Origin of the sequence: Cutibacterium sp. (assembly GCF_030525615.1) — a bacterium.
GTDB lineage: Bacteria > Actinomycetota > Actinomycetes > Propionibacteriales > Propionibacteriaceae > Cutibacterium.
In genome coordinates this window covers 342,857-369,338 of the sequence record NZ_JAUNEJ010000001.1, presented here as the reverse complement: position 1 = coordinate 369,338, position 26,482 = coordinate 342,857, and the positions used below count along the sequence as shown (strand labels likewise).

Here is a 26,482-nt window from a genome sequence, read left to right as displayed (position 1 = left end):
TCGTTTCTGATTCGTACGTTCGTTCTTGCGGTTCTTGTTATGCGTAGGTCGTGCGGGTCATGCCTTTTCGACGGTTATCGTCCAGCCGGCATCACCCACCTTTCGATAATCGGTGACCGGGTAGCCAGCCGAGGCAGCCCATTCCGGGATGGACTCGGTAGCCTGGGTGCAGTCGAAGTTAATCTTCAGACGGTCTCCGACAGGCAGCTTGGCGATAGCCTTTTGGGCTTCGACTAGTGGGAACGGGCAGACCTGCCCACCAGTTTCAAGAACATGGGTGGTCATGACACTCCTTTAGCAATGGTGGTGGTTGGCAGCGTCCCCAGCTGGGGAGCAGGTCGGGTGAAGCCGAGCACGAAGACCTTCGTGCCAAGACCCACACCCAGGAACATGAAGAGGAAAGCTATCCACCCCTGAAAACTAAACTGGGCGGTTTCAACCATCGCGTTTCCGATGGTGCATCCGCCAGCCCAGCTGGCCCCGATCCCCATTCCGAGTCCTCCGGCGACCGATCGGACGGCTTGAGTAGCGTCAGGGACACGAACTCGGAACTCACCAGATGCCTTCGCGGCGATGAAAGATCCGACGAGTATGCCAACCACGAGCAGCACTCCCCAGTCCACATAGGAGATATCTCCTGTCAGCGTCCACTGCAGCAAGTTGCCAGTCGGGGTGGTTATGCCAAGACCCGCATGACGACCGGTAGCCTCGCTGAGCGGATAGGTGACGATCGCGATCACCGAGATGAGAGCTGCCGTGAGGAACGGATGCCACTTGGCCTCGAAGAGCCAATGCGCAAGACCGGTCTTCTCAGGCGGAAGGGTAGCGACCTTTCGGGCGGGCTTACGCAGCTGGTACCACACCAGTGCGCCGACGAGGAGAGCCAACACAATGGTTGGAACCCAGGGCGATATTCCCAGGCCAGGAATCGTCGTCACCGGTGCGGTAACGGATCGCACCGACTGATTGAGTCCTGACAGGACGCCATACTTCATTGCCGCCGCGCTGATCGCATAGAAAACGAGGGCAATCCATGAGCCAACCAGGCCCTCGCCACTACGAAACCAAGTCCCAGTGGCGCACCCACCGGCCAGCACGATTGAGACACCGAAAAGCAATCCTCCGACGATGACACCGAGCCAGGGCAACGGCTTCCATGACAGATGGATGAGGCCAAGTTGGGTCAACGTCGTAACACCGATGGCCTGAATGGCGATCACGAGCAAGAAAGCCGTGATCCAGGTAGTGCTCCTGGCAACCCACACCTGACGAAAGGCGTTGGTCACACAGAAACGACCACGTTGCAAAACAAAGCCGAAAGCAATTCCGACAAGTAGGCCGGTAAGGAGCATTGGGAGTTCCGTTCAGGATAATCCGACAACACCACCGCGAGTTTTACAACAAACAACAGATGGGAGCGGATTCAAGGATGGACATGGTGCGTATTTAGATACGCTGATATGAGCACGAAGTCAGCGTGACTTCTGACGGGCAGTGCGCAACCAATCAAGCTGCGATCAGCAACACTGGCGACACATCGAACACATCATCATGGTGGAGCTCATGACCGATCGATCGGCACGATTACCCCAGACACGGTGTGCGTTCACCTTTTCGTCCTTCCATTCACAAACCATGATCGATGATTTCATCGTGGCATTCGCCGGCTTTCCTGAAACCTTTCAGGTGCCGCACCACAACGTTCATCAATGGCGTCTGATGTCATATAAGCACAGTTGACTTGAGGTATCAAGAATCACGAGATTCTGTCTCGCATTCTGATACGTCATCTTACCTGATGGATGCTGACGTGGTCCGCGAGAGCTTCCAGGAAGGCAGCAACCCCCTCGGTTTGGTCACAGATGATGTCGGCATACCCAGCCATTGACGGCTGCTCGTCGGAGTAGCTCACGACGCGAGCACCGGGGCGGCCCTGCCCAATCCACTCCGAGACGACCTCGAAGGCTGGAACATCACCCAGATCGTCACCGCCCATGATGACGATCTGCGGTTTCACCTCGTCGATAAGTTCGCGCAGGGCCTGGGCCTTGGTAGTGACGGCAGATTTTAGTTCGATGATATTGCGACCGTCCTCGCAGTGAAGAGCCAGTTCCTTGGCGATTTCACGGACCCTCGGCGCCGCAGCAGCCAAAGCATGAGCCGGATCAACGGCACGACGGGTATGAAGAGCGACGGCCCGACCCTTGTCCTCAATCCGGCAGCCAATGTCCCGAGGGTCTTGCTGACCAAGCTCTGTAACGAGGTCGTCAAGGCGACCCTTGGCAATACGCACTGATTCGGGCACCTCAGGGTCGCGCAGCGCCCCAGAGGCAGCGTCATAGCGCTCCACCCCATACTGACCCAAGATCACCAAGTGTTCCAGGCCGGGGACCTTGTCGACAGCCGTCATCCGTCGTACCGCAGCCACCTCACGTCCGGTAACGATAGCCATCGCCGCGAGCTTCCCGTCCATCCGAACCATGGCCTTTCTGGACGGCTCTGCCATGACAGAGTCAGCAGGGTCCTCGACGATAGGGGCCAAGGTGCCGTCAAAATCCAAGGCAAGCAACACTGAACCCGGATCGGTGGCAACAGCGTCGACGATCCCCATTCCGGCCTCAGTGAGAGGAGTCCATGACTTTTCGGCTGGAGCAGAACAGTCTGTCATGGGTCCATCGTCACACATGGCAGCCACACGGCGCGCAGTCAGCCTACATATAGCGCCGATCATTCTCGACGGGAACAACAAATGAGAACAACAGGTTGATAGCGTGAAAGAGGGCCTGCCATCTGGCAAGGCCTCCATGAGAGGTGTGATTAAAGATGACGGAGACCGTCCAGGACAAGGTTGATTTCCTTGTCATCGCGAATCGCCTGCCCGTGGACCACAAGGTCGACGATGAAGGCAACGTCAGCTGGCAGTCCTCCCCCGGTGGTCTGGTAACGGCGCTCGAACCAGTCATGCAGCGCAAGGGTGGCGCATGGATTGGATGGCACGGCGCCCCGGACGAGGTCGTCAAACCTTTTCACCATGATGGCTATGACATCCATCCAGTACCACTCAGCGCCCAAGAGGTCGAGGAGTACTACGAGGGCTTCTCCAACGCCACTTTGTGGCCGCTGTACCACGATTGCGTCGTAGAGCCGGTTTTCCACCGCGAGTGGTGGGACGCTTATCAGAAAGTCAATAAGAGGTTCGCTGACCAGGCTGCCGAACAGGCCGCCGACGGCGCCACCGTGTGGGTCCAGGATTACCAGCTCAACCTCGTCCCGAGGTACCTGCGCGAGATGCGCCCCGACCTGCGAATCGGGTTCTTCCTCCATATCCCGTTCCCGCCGATTGAGCTCTACAGTCGGCTGCCGTGGCGTGAGGAGCTCATCGAGGGTCTGCTGGGGGCTGACCTCGTCGGCTTTCAGACTCCAGGCGCTGCGGCCAACTTTCTGCGTCTAGCTAAGCGCCGCCCCGGCGTTACGGCTGCTCGCGGCCGGGCGCACACCCGTGACGGGCGCGACGTCATTGTCCGCGACTTCCCAATCTCCATCGACTCACGTGGATTCCACGAACTGGCCACCTCAGAGAAAGTTCAAGCCGAAGCCGCCAAGCTGCGCGAGGACTTGGGTAACCCGGAGACGATCATCTTCGGTGTCGATCGTCTGGATTACACCAAGGGCCTGCGTCAGCGTATTCGCGCCGTTGGAGAGCTGTTCAAGGAGGGCAAGCTCGATCCTCATGAGGTTGTCTTCCTGCAACTGGCCACGCCGTCCCGCGAACGTGTCGAAGAGTACAAGATCCTGCGTGACGACATTAACCAGCTCGTCGGCCAGATCAACTCGAAGGTGGGAACGATTGCCAATCGGGCGCTGGTCTACCGCAACGAATCGGTGCCCCGCGAGGTTCTCGCCGCCATGTATCAGGTGGCAGATCTCATGCTTGTCACCCCGGTACGCGACGGCATGAACCTTGTCGCCAAGGAGTACATCGCTTGCCGATCCAACGATGATTCTGCCTTGGTGCTCTCGGAATTCGCCGGAGCTGCTCGAGAGCTCAAGCAGGCATACATGGTCAACCCCTATGACATCGACGGCATGAAGGCCACGATCATGAAGGCCCTCACGGATTCTCCCAAGGTCAAAGCCCGGAAGATGCGTTCAATGCGTCGTCAGGTCTTCGACAAGACGATCGATGTTTGGGCAGACAACTTCCTCACCGCGCTAGAAGGTCAGTGAGGACTACACACTGAGCCACTAGATGGAGAAAGCACGAGAGAGTTGAAACTGAGCGCGTTAGAACAGATTCCGCTGTTTGTCGGTCATGACATCACTCAAACCCTCGACGAAACCATCACCTTGGCGCAAAAACTTGAGGAGATTGGTTTTCACCGTTTCTGGTTTGCCGAGCACCACAACACTGACCACTTCCTGTCGAGTGCGCCAGATCTACTCATGGCCCGCGTTGCGGCAGCCACACAGTCAATCCGGCTTGGCTCCGGCGGGGTGATGGCCATGCACTACGGGTCTTTACAGATGGCGGAGCGATTCTCGACCCTCACGGCGCTTTTTGGTGATCGTATCGACATGGGGCTGGGCCGAGCTCCCGGCGGTGACATGCTTTCCGCCCATGCTCTCAATCAGGGCCAGGTCATCCACCCTGAGGCCATCAATACCCTCATCGCCGAGACGATCGGGTTCGTGCGCGGAACGCTGCCACCGAAGCATCCGTACGCCAAGGTCGTTGTGACCCCGGCAAGTCAGGTCCAGCCACAGACCTGGCTGCTGGGATCGTCGGGCCAGTCAGCGGCGTGGGCTGGAGAGCACGGCATGGACTACGCCTACGCCCAGTTTTTCACTGGGCACCAGGACACCGGGATCATGAACCACTACCGTGCACACCTGGCCGAAGGGTTCCCCGGTAGGACTCTCTCAGCGGTGTGTGTATCGGCTGCTCCGACACACCAGGAAGCCCTGGAACAATCACTCATGGCGGCGAATTTCCGAGTAAGTCTAGGGACAGGACGACCGGTAACCTTTGTCCCGACTTCTCAGATGGACGCAGAAAACCGCTCGCTATTAACGAGCTACGTGCTATCGAACGAGGACACGATTATCGTCGGGGATTACGACGAGGTAGCTGACAAACTCACCGCATTCCAGGATGCCCACCATGTTGACGAGCTCATGCTCATTAGTTACATCGACGATGTGCAAGCCAAGGTGGAGCAGTATCGTCAGCTCGCACAACGGCTGATTTAACGGTAGCGGTGATTCCAATCACCTAACTGCAACCGAGGCCCTTCAAGAAACTTAAGCGTTCTTTGAAGGGCCTTTCACATCGCACAGTCACGTCCCAATCAGAGGATTGACCTTGCCAAGCTGTAATATCTGCGCTCCCCCGACTGGACTCGAACCAGTAACCCTCTGATTAACAGTCAGATGCTCTGCCAATTGAGCTACAGGGGATCAGCGCCCTGGGCGCGAGATAAGACACTAGCAGCATACGCTGAGGGATACCAAATCAACCATGTGTCCGCCTCCACCCACCAGCAAGACCCCTGTCAGCCCCACTCCTTCTTGAGGGCGTCGGTGGCCTCCACCACCTTTTGGCGAGTCTCGGGATCGTTAAGGTCGGCGGACTCCCTGGCCATTGCAGTCCACGTGATCGATCTCTCAGGATCCGCCAAATGGCCAGCCGGAATACGTCCAGCGATGAGGACATCTCCCCCATGCACCGGGACGCTACGAGTCGCAGCAATCGACTCGGTGACTCGAGCTTTGAAGACCTCCGGAATCTTCCCAGGCTTCTGCAGCATCACCGAGGCGCCAGATCCGTCCAAGAAGTCCCACGTCAAGGTCGAGGTGTTCCCGTTCCAACCGCCGTGCACGATCTCATGCCAAGCGACAGCAGAGTCTGTCTCGTCTGTCAAGACGACGAGTCCTTCTGTCACCGCGATAACGGTGACGTTCTCTCCTCGCCCACACGTAATCACCTTAACGTCGTCAAACCCGAGCACCGCTCGCGCCCGAGTCATCTCCTCAGAACTGGGTCCTTTCGTCCACCACATGGCGTCCATCCTGTCACGCCGCCCTAGCCTGCTCTAGGTGACGACGCAGACGGTTGAAAGCACGCTGCTCAATCCGCCTGACACTGGAGGCTGACATCCCGAGTTTTTCCCCAACCGCTTCGAAGCTCATGGGGTTTCCTTGGAACCCGTGTCGCAGAGCCACGACTCGCCGTTCCTGACCGGGCAGAGCCGCGAGCAAGGGGACGTCAAGGCCCACTGGCTGATCTTGCGATGTCGGCACATATTCCAAGCCGTTGCTATCGGTTTCCCAGTTCTCGGCACGTCGCTGCTGAACCCACACGGTGTTCTTGCCCATGTGCTTTGCGATTGCCTCACTCCTTGGCACCTGTTGAGATTGCACCATAAGCTCCTCCTCAACCCGGGCAACCTCCGCTGACTCCCTCATCACTGCCCGCGACCTCGCACCCCGAAGTCGCACCACCTCCTCACCAATACGGCGCCGAATCCAGGTCCAGGCCACCGTAGAGAAGCGGGCCCCGCGACGCTCGTCGTACCTCTCGATGGCCTCTCCCAACCCCACGCAGCCGGCCTGGACGAGATCTTCAAAGCTGCATCGGTGATTTGCGGCACTCTGGCGGGCCTGGGTGAGCACCATCGCGAGCATTTGTCGCCAAAGCGTGCGCCTGGCTGCTGCTCCCTCGGTAGAGATTGTGGTCAACTCGGTGACAGAAACTGGCGTCGTGGCCAGAAATCGTCCAGAGAGGATGGCGTCAGCGATGACCCCTGCGTCAAGCCTGCGAAACAGCTCGCGCTCATCAGCTGGGTCCAAAGCGACGACGCCGTCGATAAAATCCGCGTATCTCATGGTCCGACGATGACTCACATTGGATTGTGGCAAAACCCCTCTTCACTAATCTGTGGACAGCACGAAAGTTGTCCACAGATGTCACATCAAGCTGTTGTGGCTCCACCGGCGATAATGAGGCTCTTACGTAATGTCTCCAAGCTCACCAGGTCGGCGAACATCGCGTTGTAGAGCTTGCGATCCTGGTTTGGATTGGTGCGCTGCAAACGGGACTTGAGATTGGCAATGTCATCATTGATGGCCAATAACCGTACCCGCGCTGCGTACGCGGCTGCATAACTCTGGTCTGGCTCCTCACGCAGCACAGACTCGACGAGAAGAGCCACCTCAAGCTGTTTCACCTGCGGGTCACTGGTCGCCTCGCTAACCTTTTCAGCCCACTTCTGTTGGCCACGAGGCACCGCTAGTATCGCCTCGAAGACCGCCCGATAGGCGGGATGTCGCAGGTCCTCGACCTCGACCTGGTCCCAGTCGGCGTCAAAAAGCTCAGGGTATTGCAGGGCTAGTTTGAGGAACCCTCTCTCCGCCGACAGTGAGATGTCGGCTGGATCGGGCCACGGGAGACCGGCGGGTTGCTGAGACTGAGCCTGAGGCACCACCGTCAGCGCCGGGGTGGAGTGACGCTGCTTGCCAGCACGAGACACCTCCCGACGTACTACGTCAATGTCGGCACCTACCACCTGGGACAGCTCGCGCAGATAGCCGTCGACTAACGACTGGTCGCGGATGCTCGTGACAAGTGGGGCAGCCGCCCTGATCGCGGCGATACGCCCGTCCGCCCGGTCGAGGTCGAACTGACCGACGGTGTTTTCCATGACATAGCGGTAAAGCGGAATCCGCCGAGCCACCAATTCTCTGACCGCCGCCGGGCCGCGCTTCATGAGCAGATCGCACGGGTCGAGGCCAGTAGGCTCAATGGCAACATAGGTCTGGGCAGAGAATTGCTTGTCCCCGCGAAACACCTTGAGGGCCGCCTTCTGGCCCGCCACGTCACCGTCAAAAGTAAAGATGACCTCGCCGTTGAGGGAGCCGCTGTTGCCCATCAACCGCTGGATGAGTCGGGCATGGTCCTCACCGAAAGCGGTTCCACAAGCCGCCACTGCCGTGTCAATACCGGACAGGTGTGCTGCCATGACGTCGGTATATCCCTCGACAATGACAGCCTGGCTCTTCTTGCCGATGTTGGACCGAGCCATATCCAAGCCGTAGAGGACGTGGGACTTCTTGTAAACCGGGGTCTCGGGGGTATTGACGTACTTGGCCGGCAGGCGGTCGTCGTCGTAGACACGTCGGGCCCCGAAACCCAGCACGGACTTGCCGGAGTCCTTGATCGGCCACAACACCCGCCCCTGGAAGAAGTCCCAGCCTTGGGAACGCACGAGGCCAGACTCAATGAGGGCCTTGGGGGTGAACCCCTTGGCCAGTAGATGGTCACGCAGCACGTGGCCCCCGCGCGGGGCATACCCCATCCCGAACTGCATTGCAGCCTCCTGGGAGAATCCCCGACCAGCGACGAAGTCACGAGCGACCTGACCCTCCTTCGTCGACATCTGGGCCTGGAAGAACTCTGCGGCTGCCTCGTTGGCAGCCAGAATCTGCATACGGAGACCTGGTTCCAGCCCGGGACGACCGTCGTCGACGATACGCAGTTGAACGCCGACTTTGTCAGCGAGACGCTGAACAGCCTCAACAAAAGTAAGGTTATCGATCTTCTGGATGAAGGAGATGGTGTCTCCGCCCTCGCCACAGCCAAAGCAGTAAAACAGTCCGCGCGAAGGGGTCACTTGGAAACTAGGCGTTTTCTCGTCGTGGAAGGGACACAACCCCTTCAGGGAACCACCCCCAGCATTACGCAGGGCGACGTACTCACCAACAACCTCGTCGATCCGCGCCCGTTCCCGGACCAGCGCGATGTCCTCCTCGTTGATCCGGCCAGCCATGACCTCGATCCTACCCATCTGTCTTGCTCACGCTAACCATGCATACCCGAGGGCCCGAGTGGTGCCACACTGGCCATCGTGACCGTAAGCCCCACTTGGCAACTCGCCCTGGCGATGATCCTGCTCATCACGGCAGCCGTCGTCGCCTCACTTATCGGACGCCTGGGCATCGCCAAGGCCTCCGTTATTGCGTCAATTCGCGCCGTCGTGCAACTCGGCGTCGTCTCCGTCATCCTCGTCTATGCCCTTGCCCATCTGTGGGCTGCCTGTCTGTTCACCTTGTTGATGTTTGCCATCGCAGTTCACACCACGGCGAAGCGTTCCGGAATCGGTGGGAACTGGATCTGGGCTGCGGTGGCCATGCTCGCTGGGGTAACTCCGGTCCTTCTCATCATCTTCGCGACAGGTTGTGCGCCTTTTAGCCCGGCCTCTCTCATCCCGGTAGCAGGCATCATCATTGGCAACATGATGAACGGTCATACCTTGGCCTGCCGTCGTTTCTTCGCTGATCTGCGCGGGGGAATCGGCATCTTCGAGGCTGGTCTGGCCGTTGGCCTTCCGCGCCGCGACGCCATCGCCCTGGTCACTGAACCCAGCGTCACGGAATCGGTGCTGCCTACTGTGGACAGCACCGCGACCGTCGGTCTGGTGACTTTGCCAGGAACCTTTGTCGGTGTACTGCTTGGGGGCGGCTCGGCCCTTCAGGCTGGCGCGGCCCAGGCCCTCGTCCTCATCGGCATTCTTGCTGGCCAGGCCGTCACCGTGGTGGTAGCACATGAACTGGTCAAGCAGGCCAAACTGCTCCCTGCCGACCTAGCAGGCAAGCTTCATCCGTGACACAGGTGTGAGTTTCAGAATCCCCTCCCCATGCCTTTGGGCAGTCGCGCTCTATCCCAGCCCAACAATTCGGCTGCCTGGGAGAAAGCGAACTGATCGGTCATCCCGCCCACGTATGCCACGACCTGGTGGATTTGGTCGGCGTCAGTCTCAAGGAATTCAACTGGCACCAAGTCGATGTGACTTTGGTAGTAAGCAACGAGGCCGTGCAGCACCTCGATGACGGCCTCCGCCTGTCCCAGTGACTCTGGTCGGGTGTAGATCCGCTCGTAGTTGAAGGCCCTGAGAGCTGCCAAAGCCTCAGCGACATCGGCTGACATCCCCACCTGCCCGGTGGCACAGGTGGTGTTAATCACCGACCGGATGAATACTGATAGTTGAGTGCGCCGATCTGTCCCAGCCACCTCGACGACGACCTGGGGGAGATCAGAAACGGCGACGATCCCGGCCTTGATCGCGTCCTCAAGATCATGGGCACAATAAGCGATCCGGTCGGCAAAGGAGACGATTTCCCCCTCGACCGTGCTCGGGGCGGGACGTGACCAGGAGTGATTACGGATACCGTCGAGGGTCTCAGCGCACAGGTTGAGGCTGGCCAGGCTGACGTCGGCTCCCCACGGACCATGATCGAAACCCTCTGGGATGAAAGCGTCAAAGGCCTGCTCCGAGGCGTGTCCACCCGGGCCGTGACCACAGTCATGCCCCAGCGCCATGGCGTCGGCAAGGGTGATGTTGGCTCCGACGCCAGCCGCGATCGACCGGGCCACCTGAGCCACCTCAAGGGCGTGGGTCAACCGGGTGCGCTGATGGTCGGTCGGGTGAACGACAACCTGGGTCTTGCCCGCCAATCGCCGGAAAGAGGTCGAGTGAACGATCCGGTCCCGATCCCGTTCGAAGCAAGTCCGCTCGGGATCTGGCTCCTCCTCAGTGGCGCGATTGCCTGCCCCGTGAGCATGGGTAGCTCCCTCTCGCAGCAGGAGATTCTCCCTTTCCTCCCGTATCTCCCGTCCGACGACCCCTCCAGTCTCGATTCGGGCACCACCTGACGGGTGAGCGTGAACGACGTCATCAACGCCGCGATGACCGGACATTGTCATAGCCCAGGCTCGGGCGCGTTCTCCCACTTCGGACATGGTCCCATCCTGTCCCACCTCGGCTCAGAGAACCAGACCCGGGCAGCGTCAGCCGCCGGAAGCGTCAATCTCGGCAGCTGACAGATCGTCGTCGTCAAGGGTGCGCGAGTCCAGCCACCCGTGAGGCATGACGACCTTCCGGCGCGGAGCACCCTGCCGGCCACGGGCCTTACCAAGTTCCTTGACGGGAAACGGCGCGTTGTGGTCGAGGGTTGCCAGCAACCCGTCGAGCTCCTCGAAGCTGGAGATCTGCCCCAACGCGTGACGAGTCTCCCCGCCCACCGGGAAACCCTTGAGATACCAGGCCATGTGCTTGCGCATATCGACCAGCCCGTGGATTCCCTGATACTTCACGAGCAATTCGGCATGGCGTCGGATCATTCGGCACACTTCACCCAAGGTCGGCAAAGTAGTCGTGTCGCGCCCTGCGAAAGCGTCAGCCAGGTCGCGGAAAAGCCAAGGACGACCAAGACAGCCACGTCCTACCTCGACTCCGGCGCACCCGGTCTGCTTGACCATGGCCACAGCGTCGCTGGCCTCCCAAATGTCACCATTTCCAATGACGGGGACCCCGACGGCCTCAACAAGGTCACCAATGGCTTCCCAGTGAGAATGACCCGCATACGCCTCTGCGACGGTACGCGCGTGCAGGCACACTGCAGCAGCCCCCGAATCAACGGCAGCGCGGGCAGAGTCAAGGTAGGTGATGTGGTCGGAGTCGATGCCAATACGAGTCTTGACAGTAACGGGAACCCCGTGAGGATCGGCGGCCTGGACAGCAGCTGCAACGACGGCAGCGAACCGGTCCAGCTTCCAAGGCAAAACTCCCCCGCCACCCTTGCGGGTGACCTTGGGTACTGGACAGCCAAAATTGAGATCGACGTGGCTGACCCCGTATTCCTCACACAGAATTGACGTCGCCTCACCGACCATTCCGGGGTCAACTCCGTAGAGCTGGACCGAACGCACGTCTTCACAGTCGGCAAAGGCAAGCATGTCGTGAGTCTTGCGATCGCCATAGACCAGCCCGCGCGAGGTTATCATCTCACACACATAGAGTCCTGCCCCCTGTTCGGCGCACAGTTGACGGAAAGCAGCATTGGTGACGCCGGCCATCGGTGCCAACACCACTGGGGTGTCCACCGAAACAGTGCCGCCTGAAGGAGCGATCAAGGTCAAAGGGCTGGAAAGCACCAGCCCATGCTAGACGTGGCATACCGGCTCAACCGAAACCGTCATGCCATCTCAGCTGGCACCGCAAGCCATCTCACCCCACATTGCCACGCCATCCCGACGACTCCTCGCGACAAGCTGCCCACTACCCTCATCTTGTGAGCACCCCTGATAAGACCCCATCCACCAGCAAGCGTTGGGCCCGTCCGATCCCCACGATTGGCGACACCACCTCCTCGGCCACTCGTGCCGCCGATCCTGCTGGGTGGTCCTTGGGCGACCAGGTGCAACACGACCTCGATGCTGCTATCGATGCGCGACGCGACATCCGTCGCTACCGCAACGAGGACATCCCCCACGATCTGGTCGACATCATCCTGTGGGCTGGCCATCGTGCTCCCAGCGTTGGGCACAGCCAACCGTGGCGGTTCATCGTGGTGCGCGACCCTGATATTCGCGACCGGGCCGCCATCATGGCCGACCGGGAGCGACTGCGCCAGGCCAATTTACTGACCCCAGACCGTCGCGCCAGGCTTCTCGACCTCCAGCTTGAGGGGATTCGCGAAGCCCCGGTTGGCGTGGTTGTGGCCTGCGATCGTCGTACCCCCGCCTCCGGAGTGCTGGGGCGCAACACCTTCACCGACGCTGATATGTGGAGCTGCGCCTGCGCCGTGGAGAATATGTGGCTGACGGCTCGTGCTCACGGCCTCGGAATGGGATGGGTAACCCTCTTCCAGCCGGAAGAACTCGCCGCATTGCTTCATCTGCCCGAGGGAGTCGAGACACTTGGGTGGCTCTGTTTGGGGTGGCCAGATGAGCGTCCCCCCGCTCCCGGGTTAGAGCGACGGGGCTGGTCGCGGCGGCTCCCGCTAGCCGAGGTCGTTCTGACCGATCGCTGGCCCGACGATGGCCAGCCCGAGGCCCCCGTCTCCGCTCTGCGGCAGACTTTGCACTCCCCGAGCCGTGACCGCGTGGTGGCTGCCCATGATAATGCTGACCAACTTCTCACCCCGCCTGGCTCTCTCGGCCTGCTCGACCAGACCCTTGACCGCGTAGAGGCAGCTGGTGGAACCGAGATCACCGGCGGCACCCTCATCCTTGTCGGGGCCGATCACCCAGTCTCCGCTCTGGGTGTGACGGCCTTCGATCCCACCGTGACTCATGACGTGATGGCTGCCTCAGTTGCCGGGACGGGACTCGGCGTCTCGACAGCTGCTGCCGCCGGGCTTTCCCATCTTGTCGTCGACGCCGGGGTCGCACAACCGGTGCAGGGTGCCCGCTCCATGCGCGTTCCCGGAAGACGCGGTGATCTCCTGCATACCGACGCCATGGCCCGGTCGCAGGTAGAGACCCTGCTGCGTAACGGACAGACATTGGGCGAGGAAGTTGCTGAGGCCGGCTTGGTTTGTCTAGGAGAAGTCGGCGTCGGAAACACCACCGTAGCGTCCGCTCTGGCTAGTGTCCTCACGCGCCTGGATCCCCACAAAGCCGTCGGTCTGGGGGCCGGCAGCGACACCGCAATGGTCGAGCGCAAGGCTGAGGTCATCACGGCTGCATTGGCTCGCACTCATGCACGGCCCAGCGACCCTGAACATCTACTGGCAGCCCTCGGTGGACCTGAGTTCGCGGTTCTCGCCGGAATATGCCTGGGAGCGGCTCAGGCTGGGTCACCCATCGTCCTCGACGGACTGGCCACGAGCGTGGCTGCCCTCCTTGCCACCAAGCTCTCCCCGGGCCTCCAAGGCTGGTTGGTGGCTTCCCATGCTTCTCGGGAATACGCCCATCAGGCTGTGCTTGCCGAATTGGGTTTGGAACCGCTCATGGAGCTGCGAATGCGCGCTGGCGAAGGGGTGGGGGCGTGCCTGGGTGCCCAAATGATTCTCACCGGTCTTCACGTGCGACGGACTGCCGCGCGCACCCGTTGAGCCTCACAGAACCTCGCAGCCAAGTCCCCGCGATGTCCGCGATTGCTTGTCTCGTGACGCCGGACGCAGAACCGCGAAGGGGTCGGTGACCTCGTAGTCGTGACGGGTGAAGGTCCAGGTCGCAGGCGGACGGCCGCCTCGTTGCCCCGACTCCGCGAGGTGACCGGTTTTGACGATCTGGCCACGCCGACGCAGCACCCGCGACAAGTTCGTGACGTCGACGTCGTAGCCCAGACATGCACAATAGATATCTCGCAGCTGGGCCAAGGTGAATTCTGCCGGGGCCAAGGCATGGGCGATGTTGGTGTATGAAACCTTGCCACACAGTCTGACGACGGCTTCCTCCACAGCGTGAGCGTGGTCGAAGGCCATTGGTCCGGACTCACGCACCGGCAGCCAGCGCGCTCCCCCGTTGGCCTGGACATCGGGGGCTACCAAACCCAGGTAGGTGGTCGCAACGGTCCTTTCAAAAGGGTCACGTCCCGGCTCGGAAAGAGTCGACAACTGTTCGCGATGGCCCAGTAGAGAGACGTCCAGGAAGTCCCTGAGGTGACGGACAACCGCCTGCTCCATGGTCTCGTTCACCTCGAGTGGGCCTCCGGGCAGAGCAGGCATTCCGGTGAAGGGTTCTCGACATCGATCCTTGACGAGCACCTCAAGTTGAGTCCCTGAGGCCCTGACGACAACAGCCAGTACCTCGTGACGGTATTTCGCCACCCCGCGCTGGTCTCGATAAGTCGGACGCGGGCCAGCACCTGCTGCGTCAGTGTGATCGGTTGTCACCACGAGGTCAGCTTATCGGGCCAGCCTCGCCTTTCGGTTTTCGCCTATCAGGCGATTAGTTCTAGACTGTGCGTCGATTATTTGAAAGGAGCCGTTCTCGTGACCACCGACTGCGCCACCCCCCACGTGCCCCCAACCTGGGCCGACGATGTCCGCCGCCTGGCACAAGAGCGAGACGCGATCATCCTCGCCCACAACTACCAGGCACCCGAGATCCAAGACGTGGCCGACCACGTTGGCGACTCCTTGGCCCTCGCACGCCTGGCCGCCAAGAGTTCGGCACACACCATCGTGCTGGCCGGAGTCCACTTCATGGCGGAAACCGCTGCTCTACTGTGCCCCGACAAGACCATCCTCATCCCTGACGCCAACGCCGGCTGTTCCTTGGCCGATTCCCTCACTGTCGATCAGCTGCGGGCCTGGAAGGCCGAACACCCACATGCCGCCGTTGTCACCTACGTCAACACCACTGCCGAGGTTAAGGCCGAGTCCGATATCTGCTGCACTAGCTCAAACGCCGTCGACGTGGTCAATTCCCTCCCGGCTGACCAGGAAATCCTCTTCGGCCCCGACCAGTTTCTTGGTGCTCACGTACGCCGTATGACCGGACGTCACAATATCCATGTCTGGATGGGCGAATGCCATGTGCACGCTGACATCTCCCCCACCGAGCTGTGCGACCAGGTCAAGGCCAACCCAGAAGCCGACCTCTACATTCACCCTGAGTGCGGCTGCACCACCAGTGCCCTGTGGCTGACTAGTAATGGCGACCTTCCCAGGGAGCGAACCCACGTGTTGTCGACTGGTGGAATGCTCGACGCTGCCCGCGCCACGCACAACCGCCAAGTCCTGGTTGCTACCGAGACCGGGATGTTGCACCAGCTGCGCCAGGCCAACCCCAGCACTACTTTTACCCCGGTTAACCCGGACGCCGTATGCCCCTTCATGAAGATGATTACTCCCGAGAAGTTGCTGCACTGCCTACAGACCAGCACCGAGGTCGTCACCGTCGACCCTGCCCTGGCCGAGAAAGCTCGCACCGCCGTTGAACGCATGATCGCCATCGGCGGGACGACCACTACCAAGGAGCCAGCACATGCCTGAGCCTCAGTGCGATGTCCTCGTCGTCGGCAGCGGAGCTGCAGGTCTGTCATGCGCCCTGGCCGCCGCCAAGGCCGGGCACTCCGTAACGATCATGACCCGCGAGGACATCAACGATTCCTCCACCGATTTGGCCCAGGGCGGCCTAGCTGCGGTCTGGGGAAAAGACGATTCCTTCTCTCTTCATCTTGACGACACCCTCGCCGCAGGTGCGGGCCTGTGCCACCGCAGCAACGTCGACGATCTGGTACATCACGCCCCACAAACCCTGCGTCACCTCATGGATCTGGGTGCCCACTTCGATACCGGGGCCGACGGCGAGCCTGATCTGCACCTCGAGGGAGGTCACCACGCCCGCCGGGTTCTCCACGCCGAATGCGACCGATCCGGACACGAAGTCCATCAATGCCTCAGCGCTCAGCTGGAAGGAACTGGAATCACGGTTCTGACAAACACCCGCCTGATCGACCTCATCATTGGCCCGAGCGGGACGGCACGCGGGGTGACCGCCCTGTCAGGCGGCACGACGGTTACGATCCCAGCGGGCTGCGTCGTACTGGCCACCGGCGGAGTCGGAGCGCTATGGTCGGCCACCTCGAATCCCTCAGTATGTACTGGTGACGGGATGGCCGCCGCGCTGCGCGCCGGACTGACGATCCGTGACCCCGAATTCATGCAATTCCACCCCACCGTCCTCTTTCTTCCGGGACAACAAGGCCGTTCTCCTCTCATCTCGGAGGCGGTGCGCGGCGAGGGTGCCGTCCTACTCGACGTCAACGGTCGCCGTATCATGACCGGCGTCCACCCGCTGCAAGACCTCGCTCCTCGCGACGTCGTTTCGGCAGCCGAGTACCAGGCCATGATCGCAACCGAATCTGACCATGTACTCCTCGACGCCACTGGATTCGGCGAGAACACGTGGCAACGTCGTTTCCCCACAATTCTGGCCAGTTGCCGCGAACACGGAATCGACCCTTGTACCCAGCCAATCCCCGTCACCCCTGGAGCCCACTACCATTGCGGCGGCATCGCTGCCGGCATGGATGGGCGCACCTCGGTTCCCGGTCTGCTGGCCGTCGGTGAGGCCGCCTGCACTGGAGTTCACGGTGCCAATCGGTTAGCGTCCAATTCCTTGACTGAAGCCCTCATCACTGGGGAACGCAGCGGGCGCTGCTCCACCAACCCCTCAGGCCCCGTCGCGTCAACCTCTCAGATCAGCGAGTATCCGCGACACCGACGCTGGTTGTCTGGTGACCAGTTGGAAGGTGTACGCACCATCATGGACCGCGACATCTTTATCAGTCGCCATGCCAACGGTCTCCAGCGAGCCATCCACGACCTTGACCACATGACCCCCACCGAGGATCTCGACAACGCCACCCTCACCGCAACCAACGCTGCGCTGGTAGCAACAGCCCTGGCTACCGCAGCTCTGTGGCGCAGGGAATCACGTGGAGCACACCGCCGCAGCGACCACCCACGACAAGATCCGTCCTTCCAGGTACATACCGATCTGCGTCTAGTCGAGGGACGTCCTACTGTCATCACGCACCACCAGGAGAGGAAAACCGCATGAGGGCACTCCCCGACACTTTGGCTCACACCCTCTCAGATCGCGGCCTCAACCCTGATCTAGTCGTCAAGACGATCACCATCTGTCTGGACGAAGACCTGAGGGGAGGCACCGACGTCACCACTGAGTCCATCTTCGGCGACTACGTGGGGCGAGCCGCCATCAGAGCTCGTCAGCACGGTTGTTTGGCCGGTATTCCTGTCGCCACAGCTGTGCTGCACACTCTCGCCAAGCGCACTGGAACCCACGTCGAGTCCGCCGTTCACCTCGACGACGGCGCTCGAGTCCGCCCCGGGGACACCATCGTCACCGTCACGGGGGCGCTGCGGACCCTGTTAGTGGCAGAGCGAACCATGCTCAACTTGGCCAGCCACCTCTCCGGTGTGGCGACGGCAACCTCCCAATGGGTTGACGCCCTCGACGGCACGAGAACCAAGGTCCGCGACACCCGCAAAACCATCCCCGGCCTGCGTGACCTCGACAAGTACGCGGTGCGCTGCGGCGGTGGGCTCAATCATCGCATGGGCCTGTCAGACGCGGCCCTCATCAAGGACAATCACATTGCTGCGGCAGGGTCCCTCACGGCTGCTGTCCAGGCGGTGCGAACCCGGCAGCCCGGCATTATTTGCGAGGTGGAATGCGACACCGTCGACCAAGTGCGCGAGGCTGTTGAAGCGGGAGTCACAACGATTCTGCTCGACAACATGGACGACACAGATATGACGGAAGCGGTTAGTATCTGTCGGCCCCACGGTGTCGTCACCGAAGCCTCCGGCGGCCTAACCGTCGATCGTGCCAAGGACGTGGCCGCAACCGGAGTCGATTACATCGCGGTCGGTGCCATTACCCATTCAGCCCCCGCCCTCGACCTAGGCCTGGACTTCGACTAACCACTCATCGAACTCGCAGAGGGCTGGTACCACAGGTGCCAGCCCTCCGATCGTCTCCCCGCGCCGATCAGTTGTCCTTGCTGCGCGCTCCTCGGAACCCGGCACGCCAACGCTCCCGGTTCACCCGGGCGACGGCGACCAGCGGAATACTCACTGGGCAGGCTTCGACGCACTCCCCGTAGAGGGAGCAAGGACCGAAGTTCTCGTCTAGGGCGTTGACCATGCGACGAGCTCGCTTCGAGCGCTCATGGCGGCCCTGCGGCATCATCGCCAAGTGCGAAAGCTTTGCGCCGGCAAAGAGCATGGCTGCGCCGTTCGGGCAAGCCGCCACACAGGCTCCACATCCAATGCAGGAGGCAAAGTCGAGGGCTTGCTCAGCCTCGGCATGAGGTTGGGGCACCGAATCGGCGTCGGGGGCAGTTCCCGTCATGACGTCGACAGTTCCACCAGCCTGCACCAGGCGATCCAGGCTGGACCGGTCGATGGCCAGGTCACGAATAACTGGGAAGGCCGCCGAGCGGAACGGCTCGATCTTGAAGTGGGTGATCTCTGGGAACGCTCGCAAGTGTTGACGACACGCCGGGGTGTTCGGCAGAGGCCCGTGGGGCTTGCCGTTGACGACAAATCCGCAGCATCCGCACACTCCCTCACGACAGTCGGACTCGAAGACGATCGGATCGCCACCATTCTCGACGATCTGGTCGTTGAGCCGGTCGAGCAACTCGAGAATGCTCCACTCCGGCTCCGCATCCTCCACAACGTGGTGCTCGAAATATCCCTTGGCGTTCGGGCCGTCCTGACGCCAAATGTCCAGTGTCACCCTCATCGGTAATCCCTCACCTGCAGATCGATCAACGAGAACGTCAGCGGTTCGCTGTGACGAACATGGGTGCCGTCCGGTCGGGTCTCCCAAGCCGAAACCGCACACCAGTCGTCGTCGTTACGTTTGGCCTCGCCAGTCTCAGTGGCGTATTCGGTACGGAAGTGCGCACCAGCTGATTCCCGACGATCCAAGGCGTCGAGGATCATGACTTCGCCAAGCTCAATGAAATCAGCGACTCGACCGGCCTTCTCAAGCTCCTGATTGAGTCGATCCCCACGTCCGACGACCTTGACGTCGCGCCAGAATTCCTCCCGCAGCGCACGTACTTTGGACAGGCCTTCGAGCAGGCCCGCCTCATCACGGGAGACTCCGCAATGCTCATAAAGAATGTCTCCGAGCTTGCGATGGAACCACTCCGGACGATGGGTCCCGCCACAGTTAAGGAGGGCGTCGGTACGTTTCTGAACCCGCTCGATGGCTGCGGTGACTTCGGGGGCATCCAGCGGAAGGACCGGCTTGCCGACGAATCCCGCCAAGTAATTTGGCACCGACAACGGCAGAGTGAACCACCCATCAACGCTGGCAGACAACAGAGAGTTAGCTCCCAGCCGGTTCGCACCGTGGTAGTTATTTGAGGCCTCGCCGCCGACGAACAAGCCCGGGATCGTGCTCATCTGGTCATAGTCAACCCACAAACCACCCATCGTGAAGTGGGCTCCTGGAGCGATTCGCATTGGCACCTCGTAGGGGTCCTCCCCAGTCGCGTCGAGGTACATGTCGAAGAGGTTGCCGTAGCGCTCCGCAATGGTCTTCTTGCCCAGCCGCTGAATCGCGTCACGGAAGTCCAAGTACACCGAGTTCTTCAGCGGGCCGACTCCGTGGCCACTGTCGATCTGAGTCCGAGCGTTACGGGAGGCGACATCACGCGGCGTCAAGTTGCCAAAGGCTGGATACTTGCGCTCCAAGTAGTAGTCGCGTTCCTCCTCGGGGATGTCATTGGCAGCACGGTCGTCACCGGCCTTCTTCGGCACCCAAATCCGACCGTCATTGCGCAACGACTCGCTCATGAGGGTGGTCTTGGACTGCCAGTACGAACTGACGGGCAAGGCCGTCGGATGGAACTGAACGAAACAAGGACTGGCGAAATAGGCCCCCTGACGGTGAGCCCGCCATGTCGCGGTGGCGTTGGATCCCTTGGCGAGGGTGGACCAGTGATAGACCGATCCGTATCCGCCGGTACACAGGATGACGACGTGAGCCGTCCATGCCTTGATGTCGCCGGTGAGCAGGTCACGAGTGACAATGCCTTGAGCCTTGCCGTCGGCGACAATGAGGTCGAGCATCTCGGTGCGGTTGTGCATCGTCACCGAGCCGGCGTCAATTTGGGCCTGCAGGGCCTGAGAACAGGCGACCTCGAGCTGCTGGCCGGTCTCACCACGGGTGTAATAGGTACGAGAAACCTGGACGCCGCCGAAGGACCGGGTGGCCAGCTGACCGCCATATTCGCGGGCGAACGGGGCGCCGATCGCATACATGTGGTCGATAACCCGAACCGACTCGGTGCCAAGCCGGACCACGTCGGCCTCGCGTCCGCGATAGTCGCCTCCCTTGACCGTGTCCTTAACGAACCTCTTGAGGGAGTCACCGTCAACTTTGCGAGCCCGAGCTGCGTTAATGCCGCCCTGGGCGGCTACCGAATGGGCTCGGCGTGGCGAGTCGTGAAAACAGAAGGCATCCACGTGATAGCCGAGCTGCCCCAAGGTCGCAGCGACACCGGAACCCGACAGGCCGGTTCCTACCACAATGACGTTCATCTTGCGACGATTGGCGGGGTTGACCAGCTTGTACTCACTTTGACGTCGAGTCCACGAGGTCAGCGGATCTCCCTCAGGGACGTTGCCGTCCAGCTCATCACCGACGAGGTATCCGGCCTTCTTTTGAGCGACCCCCAACGTGTCGCGTGCCTCCGCTGCCTTGCAAACCGCTCGCTTCGGCTCACTCGCTTCGGCTCGCCGCGGCTGGGGCTGCTCGGACAACTCGTTGACCGGCTCGCCCACGGTCTCCTCACCGTGGCGACCGGCAATCTTCCCGAGAGGCTTGATGATGGCATCGATGACGTTTTTCATGAGATCACCCCGGCAAGAATGAGCATGGGAAGTGCGCCGTTACACACCACAATGGCCAACGCGATGAGCAGGCCGATCACTGTCCAGACAGTACGGAGACGACGACCGGTTCCGCCGAAGTCATTGATGGTGTTGCGCACGCCCTGGCAGATATGCAACCCGATGATGACCATCACGACGGTGTAGAAGATCGCCATCCCCGGACGCGACAGACTGGCGATGAGGTTCTGGTAGGCGGTGATCTGGATGTCAGGGGTTCCTTCGTTGACAGGTCCCCGGAACGATGACGAAGCGACGCCCTTACCCAAGGTCAGATCGAGAATATGCACCACGACAAAGGCAAGGATGACGATGCCTGACAGCACCATAGTGCGGGCTCCCCACCCCAACGCTTTCATGTGGTGTCGAGAGAACTTCCCCCGGGCACGTCGTCCCCGAACCCAGATCGTCAGACCAGCCCACACGTGCAGAACCAGACAGACGAGCAGAACGATCCGGAAACACCACAACACCCCACCTATGGGGAACAGCGGATACAAAACCGTGCGGAGAAACTCCGCGTAGGCGTTGTAATCATCTGGGCCCATGAAGGCCTTCAGGTTTCCGACCATATGGACGAAGACGAACAACGCGAAGATCGTCCCCGTAATAGCCATCACCAATTTCAGTGTGACGTTAGAGGGACGTGGGGCGCTACGCGCACGAATGGTCACGGCATCCCCCCGGTGTTCAAGTTCGCGGCGCTCTCGAACGGCAGGCACGCTCATGGGGTCATCATCCTTTCACTGCTGTCCCAACAGACTAAAAGATGACGTATACGCCGGATGAAGTGGGGTCGGGATAACCGCATTGGATACCCCGACCCCAATGTGACCAGTCGCCAGATTGGTCCGACCTAACGACTAGCAGCCGAGCAGCTTGCCGGCGAGGAACTCCTCAACCTTGTCAATGGCGATACGCTCCTGGGCCATCGTGTCGCGCTCGCGGACCGTCACGGCGTCATCGTCAAGAGAATCAAAGTCGACGGTGACACAGAACGGAGTACCAATCTCGTCCTGGCGCCGATACCGCTTGCCGATGGCCTGGGAGTCATCGAAATCGACATTCCAATGCTGACGTAGGCGGGCGGCAAGGTCGCGGGCCTTCGGCGACAGGTCGGAATTACGGCTCAGCGGCAACACAGCAGCCTTGACCGGTGAGAGGCGCGGATCCAACTTCAAGACGGTGCGCTTATCGACTCCACCCTTAGCATTCGGGGCCTCGTCCTCGGTGTAGGCGTCGACCATGAAAGCCATCAGGGAGCGGGTGAGACCGGCCGCTGGTTCAATCACGTATGGCAGGTAACGCTTGTTGTTGGCCTGGTCGTAATACGACAGGTCTTTACCTGAATGCTTCGTGTGGGTCCCCAGGTCGAAGTCGGTGCGATTGGCAATACCCTCGAGTTCTCCCCAGTCAGAACCGGCGAACCCGAACTTGTACTCGATGTCGACGGTGCGCTTGGAGTAGTGAGAGAGCTTCTCCTTGGGGTGCTCGTAGTGACGCAGGTTGTCTGGATCAATACCAAGGTCGGTGTACCACGCGGTGCGGTTGTCGATCCAGTATTGGTGCCATTCCTCATCTGTTCCGGGTTCTACAAAGAACTCCATCTCCATCTGCTCGAATTCACGAGTCCGGAAGATGAAGTTCCCCGGGGTGATCTCGTTGCGGAAAGATTTACCTGTCTGGGCAATGCCGAACGGTGGCTTCTTGCGCGCGCTGGTTAGCACATTCTGGAAGTTGATGAAGATCCCCTGAGCGGTCTCGGGGCGCAGGTAATGCAGACCGGATTCATCCTCGACCGGACCGAGGTACGTCTTGAGCATCATGTTGAAGTCGCGAGGTTCGGTCCACTGCCCCTTGTTGCCACAGTTGGGGCAGTTAATCTCCTCCAGCGGAACCGAGTCCGGATTGTCGATCCCGTGCTTGGCAGCATGAGCCTCCTGCAGATGGTCGGCGCGCATACGCTTGTGGCAGGACAGGCACTCGGTCAGCGGATCATTGAAGACGCCAACATGACCGGACGCAACCCACACCTCACGAGGCAGGATCACCGAGGAATCAAGTCCGACGACATCGTCACGACGGGTGACCATGTAACGCCACCACTGCCTCTTAATGTTCTCCTTAAGTTCGACACCGAAGGGGCCGTAATCCCAGGCGGCTCGGGTGCCGCCGTAAATCTCCCCGCACGGGAACACGAATCCGCGCCGCTTACAGAGGTTGATAACGTTGTCGAGTGTGCTGGTGGAGGCCACAGCCGTCCCTTTCTTCCAAGTCCTCATTGGAGTGGACACCCGGATGGTGCCCACGCGGGCAGCGCCACCAACGGATCTGTGTGTCCGGGCAGCGAGGCCGGTGACTAGCCTACCGGCAACCACGCGATATCAGGACCTACGGAACTGGTGCTGCCCGCGAGAATGGACTTCGGAAACCCCCAACAGACCGCTGGAGTAGATTTGAGCCAATTCCACGCCCAGCAGTGAGGTGATCGTAGTGGAGAATCGACGCCGTACCACCAAACAGCGCGTTGCCATCCGTGCTCTGTTTGACGACGAGTCATTCTTCCTTACCGCCCAGCAGGTCCACGACCAGCTGAGGGAACGCGGGGATCAGGTCGGTCTGGCCACGGTGTATCGGAACCTGCAAACGATGGCCGAGGACGGCGAGCTTGACGCCATTCGCTCCGTGGATGGCGAAATGACCTATCGACGCTGTTCGTCAGCTCACCATCACCATCTCGTGTGCCGCAAGTGTGGCAAGGCCGTCGAGATTGGCCCGGAGAAGATACTGGAGGACTGGGCACGTGACGTTGCCGCTGAGCACGGGTTCAGCGACACCGGCCACGAACTAGAACTGTTCGGGGTCTGCTCGGACTGCTCAGCCAAACGCGAGCTGGTCAGCGACGAAGCCGAGGGGTAACGAGTCCCATCTCGCAGGCGCGCACCAGCACCTCGAGGCGACTGCGTACCCCCAGTTTCTTCGCCAGATGGCCGAGACGCTGTTTGACTGCGGACTCGCTGAGGCACAGTTCCTTGGCGATGGCCGCATTCGGCAACCCTTCAGCGAGAAGTTTGAGGACGTCGTCGTCAGCCTCAGAGAGTTCTACTGGCGTCATGTCAACGTGACGAGGTGCTCCATTGCCCCCGGTCTGAGCTGTGAGTGCCGCAACTACCCCTTGGGCAACTTCTGGAGAGACAGTCACCTGACCGGCCATGACGGCGCGCACCCCGGCGATGACGGCTTCAGGCTCAGACTCCTTGAGGAGATATCCGGCTGCGCCAGCCAGGATGGCTTCAACAACAATGTCTCGGCGGGCGAAGGTCGTCAACGCAACGACACGGACTGACGGGTGACGGGAAACGATCATTCGGGTGGCGGTCAGACCATCCATCTCAGGCATCTTGAGATCCATGAGGACGATGTCGGGCAACAGCTGGTCGACGAGCTGGACGGCTTCACGTCCATTGGAGGCCTGACCGACAACCTCCATCTCCTCTAACCGTGAGAAATAGCCCGCCAGAGCCTGCCTCATGATCGGATGATCGTCAGTAACGACGAGTCGAACTGACACCACGCCTCCCTATGCTACCGCTGGACTTACTGCGTCCTTGGCCAAGAAAATGACCACCCGAACATATGTCGCCAGCGCTCAGTCATGTACCGCCATCAACTCGAGGTATCCGGATAACCCCGCCGGGCTTACATCCTCGCACATCCTCTCACCCGACAACGGCGATCGCATGACTCTCATCACATTAATCACTCTGAAAAACACGCTAAGGCCGTTGTAGGTGAACCTGCCCGACGATAAGGTGGCTGCCATGAAGAAAGTGATCGCCACTGCCCTGGCCACCCTAGCCGTCAGCTCCTTCTCCATCGCCGCCGTTCCTGCTCAAGCTGCTCCGGAGCCCACCGCCGTTGAGAACGCCGTTGCCGCTCAGCCCAAGACTCAGGTCAGGGGAATTGCTTATGCCCTGTGCTCCTACTACCCCGACTGGTGTGGCCCACAGTGGCAAATTCCCCAGAAATGAGATAGATCTCACTATTGAATGACATATCTGGGACTCCATTCACATGAGTTCTCCTAGCCCATCGAAAACGAGCCCCGCACGTAAGGAAACTCAAACTCGACGCAGTATCGGTGTGGCGACTATAGTCATCACCGTTCTAATACTGTCGGGTATTGATGATATCCGCATTGCCGCGACACTAGGCGGTCACCATTATGCCTTTGTATGGGTCTTGGTGGCTTACGCTTTGAGTATCGCGGCATTGTTCTGCGCACGATGGCCACAGGCACAGGAGATATTACTCCTCGTTTCACTCATCGGATGCATTGTTATCGAGAATTTTGCACTAGGCTTGCTGATCTTGGGTCTGTTGGCTTTCCTCGCTAGCCAACATGGACTAAAGAAACATGGCTTGGCCATTTTTCTTGGTATTGCGGTGATGACTTCACCATCAATCATTTCTCCAACACATACCCCTTGGATATCGGCTCTTTTAATAGCCTTGACCGCCGCCGGTATCGGAACAGCCCTCGGCTCAGCCTTCCGCTGGATGGACAACCGCCGTGAAAAAGCCGAGGCCCAAGCCGCCGAAGCCTTGAAACAGGCGGCCCGCGCCCGCGCGGAAGAGCGTCAACAGTTGGCAGCCGAACTCCACGACGTCGTGGCCAAGGATCTCACTGTCATCACAATGCTGGCAGCTTCTCTGCGTCTCAATAGCGCTGACAAGGAAGTCGTCACGGCGTCGAAGTCCATTGAAACGACGTCCCGGACAGCTCTCGACGACCTTCAGCGTCTGTTATTGGTGCTGCGAAACCAGGATATTCCACTGGTGTCCTCCCCCACCCATGAAAGCTCTGTCGAGGCCACCGTGGCCGCCATGGTGAGACGACTGGAAACCTTAGGGTGGCACGTCGATTGGTCGGTTGATTGTGAACCAATGCCGATCAGTGTTTCTGACGCCGTCAACCGGATATTGGACGAATCGACGGCGAACGCCATCAAGCACAACGGACCGGCCACCGCAAAGATCATTGTTCGAGACGATGACGATGATGTCGTCGTCACCGTCTCGAACCCTGTTACTGAATCCGATATTGACCCCGTCCGCTCCACTGGAATGGGCATCGAGCGGCTCAATGAGCGCGTCTCTTTGCTGCGCGGAAAAATCTCTATTGGCCTGCGCAATGGCTGGTGGGTCGTCAATGCACGAATCCCACGCGCAAAACCCCTTCGCGAAACCTGAT

24 protein-coding genes and 1 tRNA gene are annotated in these 26,482 nt (G+C 60.3%); 10 read left to right on the top strand and 15 right to left on the bottom strand.

The features are described from left to right. Positions 1-57: 57 nt before the first annotated feature. The 3 genes from Q4B98_RS01680 to otsB form a co-directional block, all read right to left on the bottom strand. Positions 58-285 carry a sulfurtransferase TusA family protein gene (locus tag Q4B98_RS01680; RefSeq protein ID WP_303194984.1) on the bottom strand — a complete coding sequence of 76 codons (228 nt, stop codon included), beginning with the start codon at positions 283-285 and terminating at the stop codon, positions 58-60. Continuing rightward, the gene (locus Q4B98_RS01675; RefSeq protein ID WP_303194983.1) at positions 282-1,352 is read right to left on the bottom strand and encodes a YeeE/YedE family protein; all 1,071 of its coding nucleotides are present in this window, start codon (positions 1,350-1,352) and stop codon (positions 282-284) included. Before Q4B98_RS01675 ends, Q4B98_RS01680 begins: the two co-directional genes overlap by 4 nt. Positions 1,353-1,786: 434 nt before the next feature. After that, on the bottom strand, positions 1,787-2,686 hold the full coding sequence (gene otsB / locus Q4B98_RS01670; protein WP_303195583.1) for a trehalose-phosphatase: 900 nt from the start codon (positions 2,684-2,686) through the stop codon (positions 1,787-1,789). Positions 2,687-2,823: 137 nt separating this feature from the next. Here otsB and Q4B98_RS01665 point away from each other — a divergent pair, with 137 nt between their 5' ends. Both Q4B98_RS01665 and Q4B98_RS01660 read left to right on the top strand, forming a co-directional pair. After that, positions 2,824-4,227: a trehalose-6-phosphate synthase gene (locus Q4B98_RS01665; protein ID WP_303194981.1), complete on the top strand. Its 1,404-nt coding sequence runs from the start codon at positions 2,824-2,826 to the stop codon at positions 4,225-4,227. 42 nt (positions 4,228-4,269) lie between these two features. Next, positions 4,270-5,250 carry an MsnO8 family LLM class oxidoreductase gene (locus Q4B98_RS01660; protein WP_303194979.1) on the top strand — a complete coding sequence of 327 codons (981 nt, stop codon included), beginning with the start codon at positions 4,270-4,272 and terminating at the stop codon, positions 5,248-5,250. A gap of 134 nt (positions 5,251-5,384) precedes the next feature. On the opposite strand, the gene Q4B98_RS01655 is transcribed toward Q4B98_RS01660, so the two are convergent. From Q4B98_RS01655 to dnaG, 4 genes are all read right to left on the bottom strand, one after another. Further along, positions 5,385-5,457: transfer RNA gene (locus Q4B98_RS01655), tRNA-Asn, on the bottom strand. A 95-nt stretch (positions 5,458-5,552) separates the two neighbouring features. Then, positions 5,553-6,068: a hypothetical protein gene (locus Q4B98_RS01650; RefSeq protein ID WP_303194977.1), complete on the bottom strand. Its 516-nt coding sequence runs from the start codon at positions 6,066-6,068 to the stop codon at positions 5,553-5,555. Positions 6,069-6,072: 4 nt separating this feature from the next. After that, on the bottom strand, positions 6,073-6,885 hold the full coding sequence (locus tag Q4B98_RS01645; protein WP_303194975.1) for a sigma-70 family RNA polymerase sigma factor: 813 nt from the start codon (positions 6,883-6,885) through the stop codon (positions 6,073-6,075). 86 nt (positions 6,886-6,971) lie between these two features. Then, positions 6,972-8,843, bottom strand: coding sequence for a DNA primase (gene dnaG / locus Q4B98_RS01640; protein WP_303194974.1), 1,872 nt, complete (start codon positions 8,841-8,843; stop codon positions 6,972-6,974). A gap of 60 nt (positions 8,844-8,903) precedes the next feature. Here dnaG and Q4B98_RS01635 point away from each other — a divergent pair, with 60 nt between their 5' ends. After that, positions 8,904-9,662, top strand: coding sequence for an ABC transporter permease (locus tag Q4B98_RS01635; RefSeq protein WP_303194973.1), 759 nt, complete (start codon positions 8,904-8,906; stop codon positions 9,660-9,662). Between the two features lie 14 nt (positions 9,663-9,676). On the opposite strand, the gene Q4B98_RS01630 is transcribed toward Q4B98_RS01635, so the two are convergent. Further along, complete coding sequence (locus Q4B98_RS01630) at positions 9,677-10,795, bottom strand: HD domain-containing protein (protein WP_303194972.1); 1,119 nt, start codon at positions 10,793-10,795, stop codon at positions 9,677-9,679. Positions 10,796-10,843: 48 nt separating this feature from the next. Next, the gene (gene dusB / locus Q4B98_RS01625; RefSeq protein WP_303195581.1) at positions 10,844-11,938 is read right to left on the bottom strand and encodes a tRNA dihydrouridine synthase DusB; all 1,095 of its coding nucleotides are present in this window, start codon (positions 11,936-11,938) and stop codon (positions 10,844-10,846) included. Positions 11,939-12,126: 188 nt separating this feature from the next. Here dusB and bluB point away from each other — a divergent pair, with 188 nt between their 5' ends. Beyond that, positions 12,127-13,893, top strand: a complete 1,767-nt coding sequence (gene bluB / locus Q4B98_RS01620) for a 5,6-dimethylbenzimidazole synthase (protein WP_303194970.1) — start codon at positions 12,127-12,129, stop codon at positions 13,891-13,893. A 3-nt stretch (positions 13,894-13,896) separates the two neighbouring features. Here bluB and Q4B98_RS01615 read toward each other — a convergent pair whose 3' ends face one another. After that, the gene (locus Q4B98_RS01615; RefSeq protein ID WP_303195580.1) at positions 13,897-14,676 is read right to left on the bottom strand and encodes an NUDIX domain-containing protein; all 780 of its coding nucleotides are present in this window, start codon (positions 14,674-14,676) and stop codon (positions 13,897-13,899) included. Positions 14,677-14,775: 99 nt separating this feature from the next. On the opposite strand from Q4B98_RS01615, the gene nadA reads away from it, so the two are divergent. Genes nadA through nadC form a run of 3 tightly spaced genes read left to right on the top strand, consistent with a single transcriptional unit; the run spans position 14,776 to position 18,240 of the window. Beyond that, entirely contained in the window at positions 14,776-15,780 is a 1,005-nt protein-coding gene (nadA, locus tag Q4B98_RS01610) for a quinolinate synthase NadA (protein ID WP_303194968.1), read from the top strand. Then, positions 15,773-17,353, top strand: coding sequence for an L-aspartate oxidase (gene nadB / locus Q4B98_RS01605; RefSeq protein ID WP_303194966.1), 1,581 nt, complete (start codon positions 15,773-15,775; stop codon positions 17,351-17,353). The genes nadA and nadB overlap by 8 nt, the downstream gene beginning before the upstream one ends. Then, on the top strand, positions 17,350-18,240 hold the full coding sequence (gene nadC / locus Q4B98_RS01600) for a carboxylating nicotinate-nucleotide diphosphorylase (RefSeq protein ID WP_303194964.1): 891 nt from the start codon (positions 17,350-17,352) through the stop codon (positions 18,238-18,240). Before nadB ends, nadC begins: the two co-directional genes overlap by 4 nt. A gap of 67 nt (positions 18,241-18,307) precedes the next feature. Here nadC and Q4B98_RS01595 read toward each other — a convergent pair whose 3' ends face one another. The 4 genes from Q4B98_RS01595 to Q4B98_RS01580 form a co-directional block, all read right to left on the bottom strand. Then, positions 18,308-19,066 carry a succinate dehydrogenase/fumarate reductase iron-sulfur subunit gene (locus Q4B98_RS01595; protein ID WP_303194962.1) on the bottom strand — a complete coding sequence of 253 codons (759 nt, stop codon included), beginning with the start codon at positions 19,064-19,066 and terminating at the stop codon, positions 18,308-18,310. After that, positions 19,063-21,189, bottom strand: a complete 2,127-nt coding sequence (locus tag Q4B98_RS01590; RefSeq protein WP_303194960.1) for a fumarate reductase/succinate dehydrogenase flavoprotein subunit — start codon at positions 21,187-21,189, stop codon at positions 19,063-19,065. Before Q4B98_RS01590 ends, Q4B98_RS01595 begins: the two co-directional genes overlap by 4 nt. Then, positions 21,186-21,956, bottom strand: a complete 771-nt coding sequence (locus tag Q4B98_RS01585; RefSeq protein WP_303194958.1) for a succinate dehydrogenase cytochrome b subunit — start codon at positions 21,954-21,956, stop codon at positions 21,186-21,188. Before Q4B98_RS01585 ends, Q4B98_RS01590 begins: the two co-directional genes overlap by 4 nt. Positions 21,957-22,091: 135 nt before the next feature. Then, the gene (locus Q4B98_RS01580; protein ID WP_303194956.1) at positions 22,092-23,510 is read right to left on the bottom strand and encodes a glycine--tRNA ligase; all 1,419 of its coding nucleotides are present in this window, start codon (positions 23,508-23,510) and stop codon (positions 22,092-22,094) included. 202 nt (positions 23,511-23,712) lie between these two features. Here Q4B98_RS01580 and Q4B98_RS01575 point away from each other — a divergent pair, with 202 nt between their 5' ends. Continuing rightward, a complete protein-coding gene (locus Q4B98_RS01575) occupies positions 23,713-24,147 on the top strand; it encodes a Fur family transcriptional regulator (protein ID WP_303194954.1) in 435 nt (144 codons plus the stop codon). Here Q4B98_RS01575 and Q4B98_RS01570 read toward each other — a convergent pair. Then, entirely contained in the window at positions 24,125-24,799 is a 675-nt protein-coding gene (locus Q4B98_RS01570; RefSeq protein WP_303195578.1) for a response regulator transcription factor, read from the bottom strand. The genes Q4B98_RS01575 and Q4B98_RS01570 overlap by 23 nt on opposite strands. Positions 24,800-25,049: 250 nt before the next feature. On the opposite strand from Q4B98_RS01570, the gene Q4B98_RS01565 reads away from it, so the two are divergent. Continuing rightward, positions 25,050-25,259 carry a hypothetical protein gene (locus tag Q4B98_RS01565; protein ID WP_303194953.1) on the top strand — a complete coding sequence of 70 codons (210 nt, stop codon included), beginning with the start codon at positions 25,050-25,052 and terminating at the stop codon, positions 25,257-25,259. 43 nt (positions 25,260-25,302) lie between these two features. Continuing rightward, positions 25,303-26,481, top strand: a complete 1,179-nt coding sequence (locus Q4B98_RS01560) for a sensor histidine kinase (RefSeq protein ID WP_303194951.1) — start codon at positions 25,303-25,305, stop codon at positions 26,479-26,481. The last annotated feature ends 1 nt before the right edge of the window (position 26,482 follow it).

Bases quoted from the DNA above. Each gene is read 5' to 3' on its own strand.
- Q4B98_RS01680 (WP_303194984.1), bottom strand. From the start codon at position 285: ATGACCACCCATGTTCTTGAAACTGGTGGGCAGGTCTGCCCGTTCCCA.
- Q4B98_RS01675 (WP_303194983.1), bottom strand. From the start codon at position 1,352: ATGCTCCTTACCGGCCTACTTGTCGGAATTGCTTTCGGCTTTGTTTTG.
- otsB (WP_303195583.1), bottom strand. From the start codon at position 2,686: ATGTGTGACGATGGACCCATGACAGACTGTTCTGCTCCAGCCGAAAAG.
- Q4B98_RS01665 (WP_303194981.1), top strand. From the start codon at position 2,824: ATGACGGAGACCGTCCAGGACAAGGTTGATTTCCTTGTCATCGCGAAT.
- Q4B98_RS01650 (WP_303194977.1), bottom strand. From the start codon at position 6,068: ATGGACGCCATGTGGTGGACGAAAGGACCCAGTTCTGAGGAGATGACT.
- Q4B98_RS01645 (WP_303194975.1), bottom strand. From the start codon at position 6,885: ATGAGATACGCGGATTTTATCGACGGCGTCGTCGCTTTGGACCCAGCT.
- dnaG (WP_303194974.1), bottom strand. From the start codon at position 8,843: ATGGGTAGGATCGAGGTCATGGCTGGCCGGATCAACGAGGAGGACATC.
- Q4B98_RS01630 (WP_303194972.1), bottom strand. From the start codon at position 10,795: ATGTCCGAAGTGGGAGAACGCGCCCGAGCCTGGGCTATGACAATGTCC.
- nadB (WP_303194966.1), top strand. From the start codon at position 15,773: ATGCCTGAGCCTCAGTGCGATGTCCTCGTCGTCGGCAGCGGAGCTGCA.
- nadC (WP_303194964.1), top strand. From the start codon at position 17,350: ATGAGGGCACTCCCCGACACTTTGGCTCACACCCTCTCAGATCGCGGC.
- Q4B98_RS01595 (WP_303194962.1), bottom strand. From the start codon at position 19,066: ATGAGGGTGACACTGGACATTTGGCGTCAGGACGGCCCGAACGCCAAG.
- Q4B98_RS01590 (WP_303194960.1), bottom strand. From the start codon at position 21,189: ATGAAAAACGTCATCGATGCCATCATCAAGCCTCTCGGGAAGATTGCC.
- Q4B98_RS01585 (WP_303194958.1), bottom strand. From the start codon at position 21,956: ATGAGCGTGCCTGCCGTTCGAGAGCGCCGCGAACTTGAACACCGGGGG.
- Q4B98_RS01580 (WP_303194956.1), bottom strand. From the start codon at position 23,510: ATGAGGACTTGGAAGAAAGGGACGGCTGTGGCCTCCACCAGCACACTC.
- Q4B98_RS01565 (WP_303194953.1), top strand. From the start codon at position 25,050: ATGAAGAAAGTGATCGCCACTGCCCTGGCCACCCTAGCCGTCAGCTCC.
- Q4B98_RS01560 (WP_303194951.1), top strand. From the start codon at position 25,303: ATGAGTTCTCCTAGCCCATCGAAAACGAGCCCCGCACGTAAGGAAACT.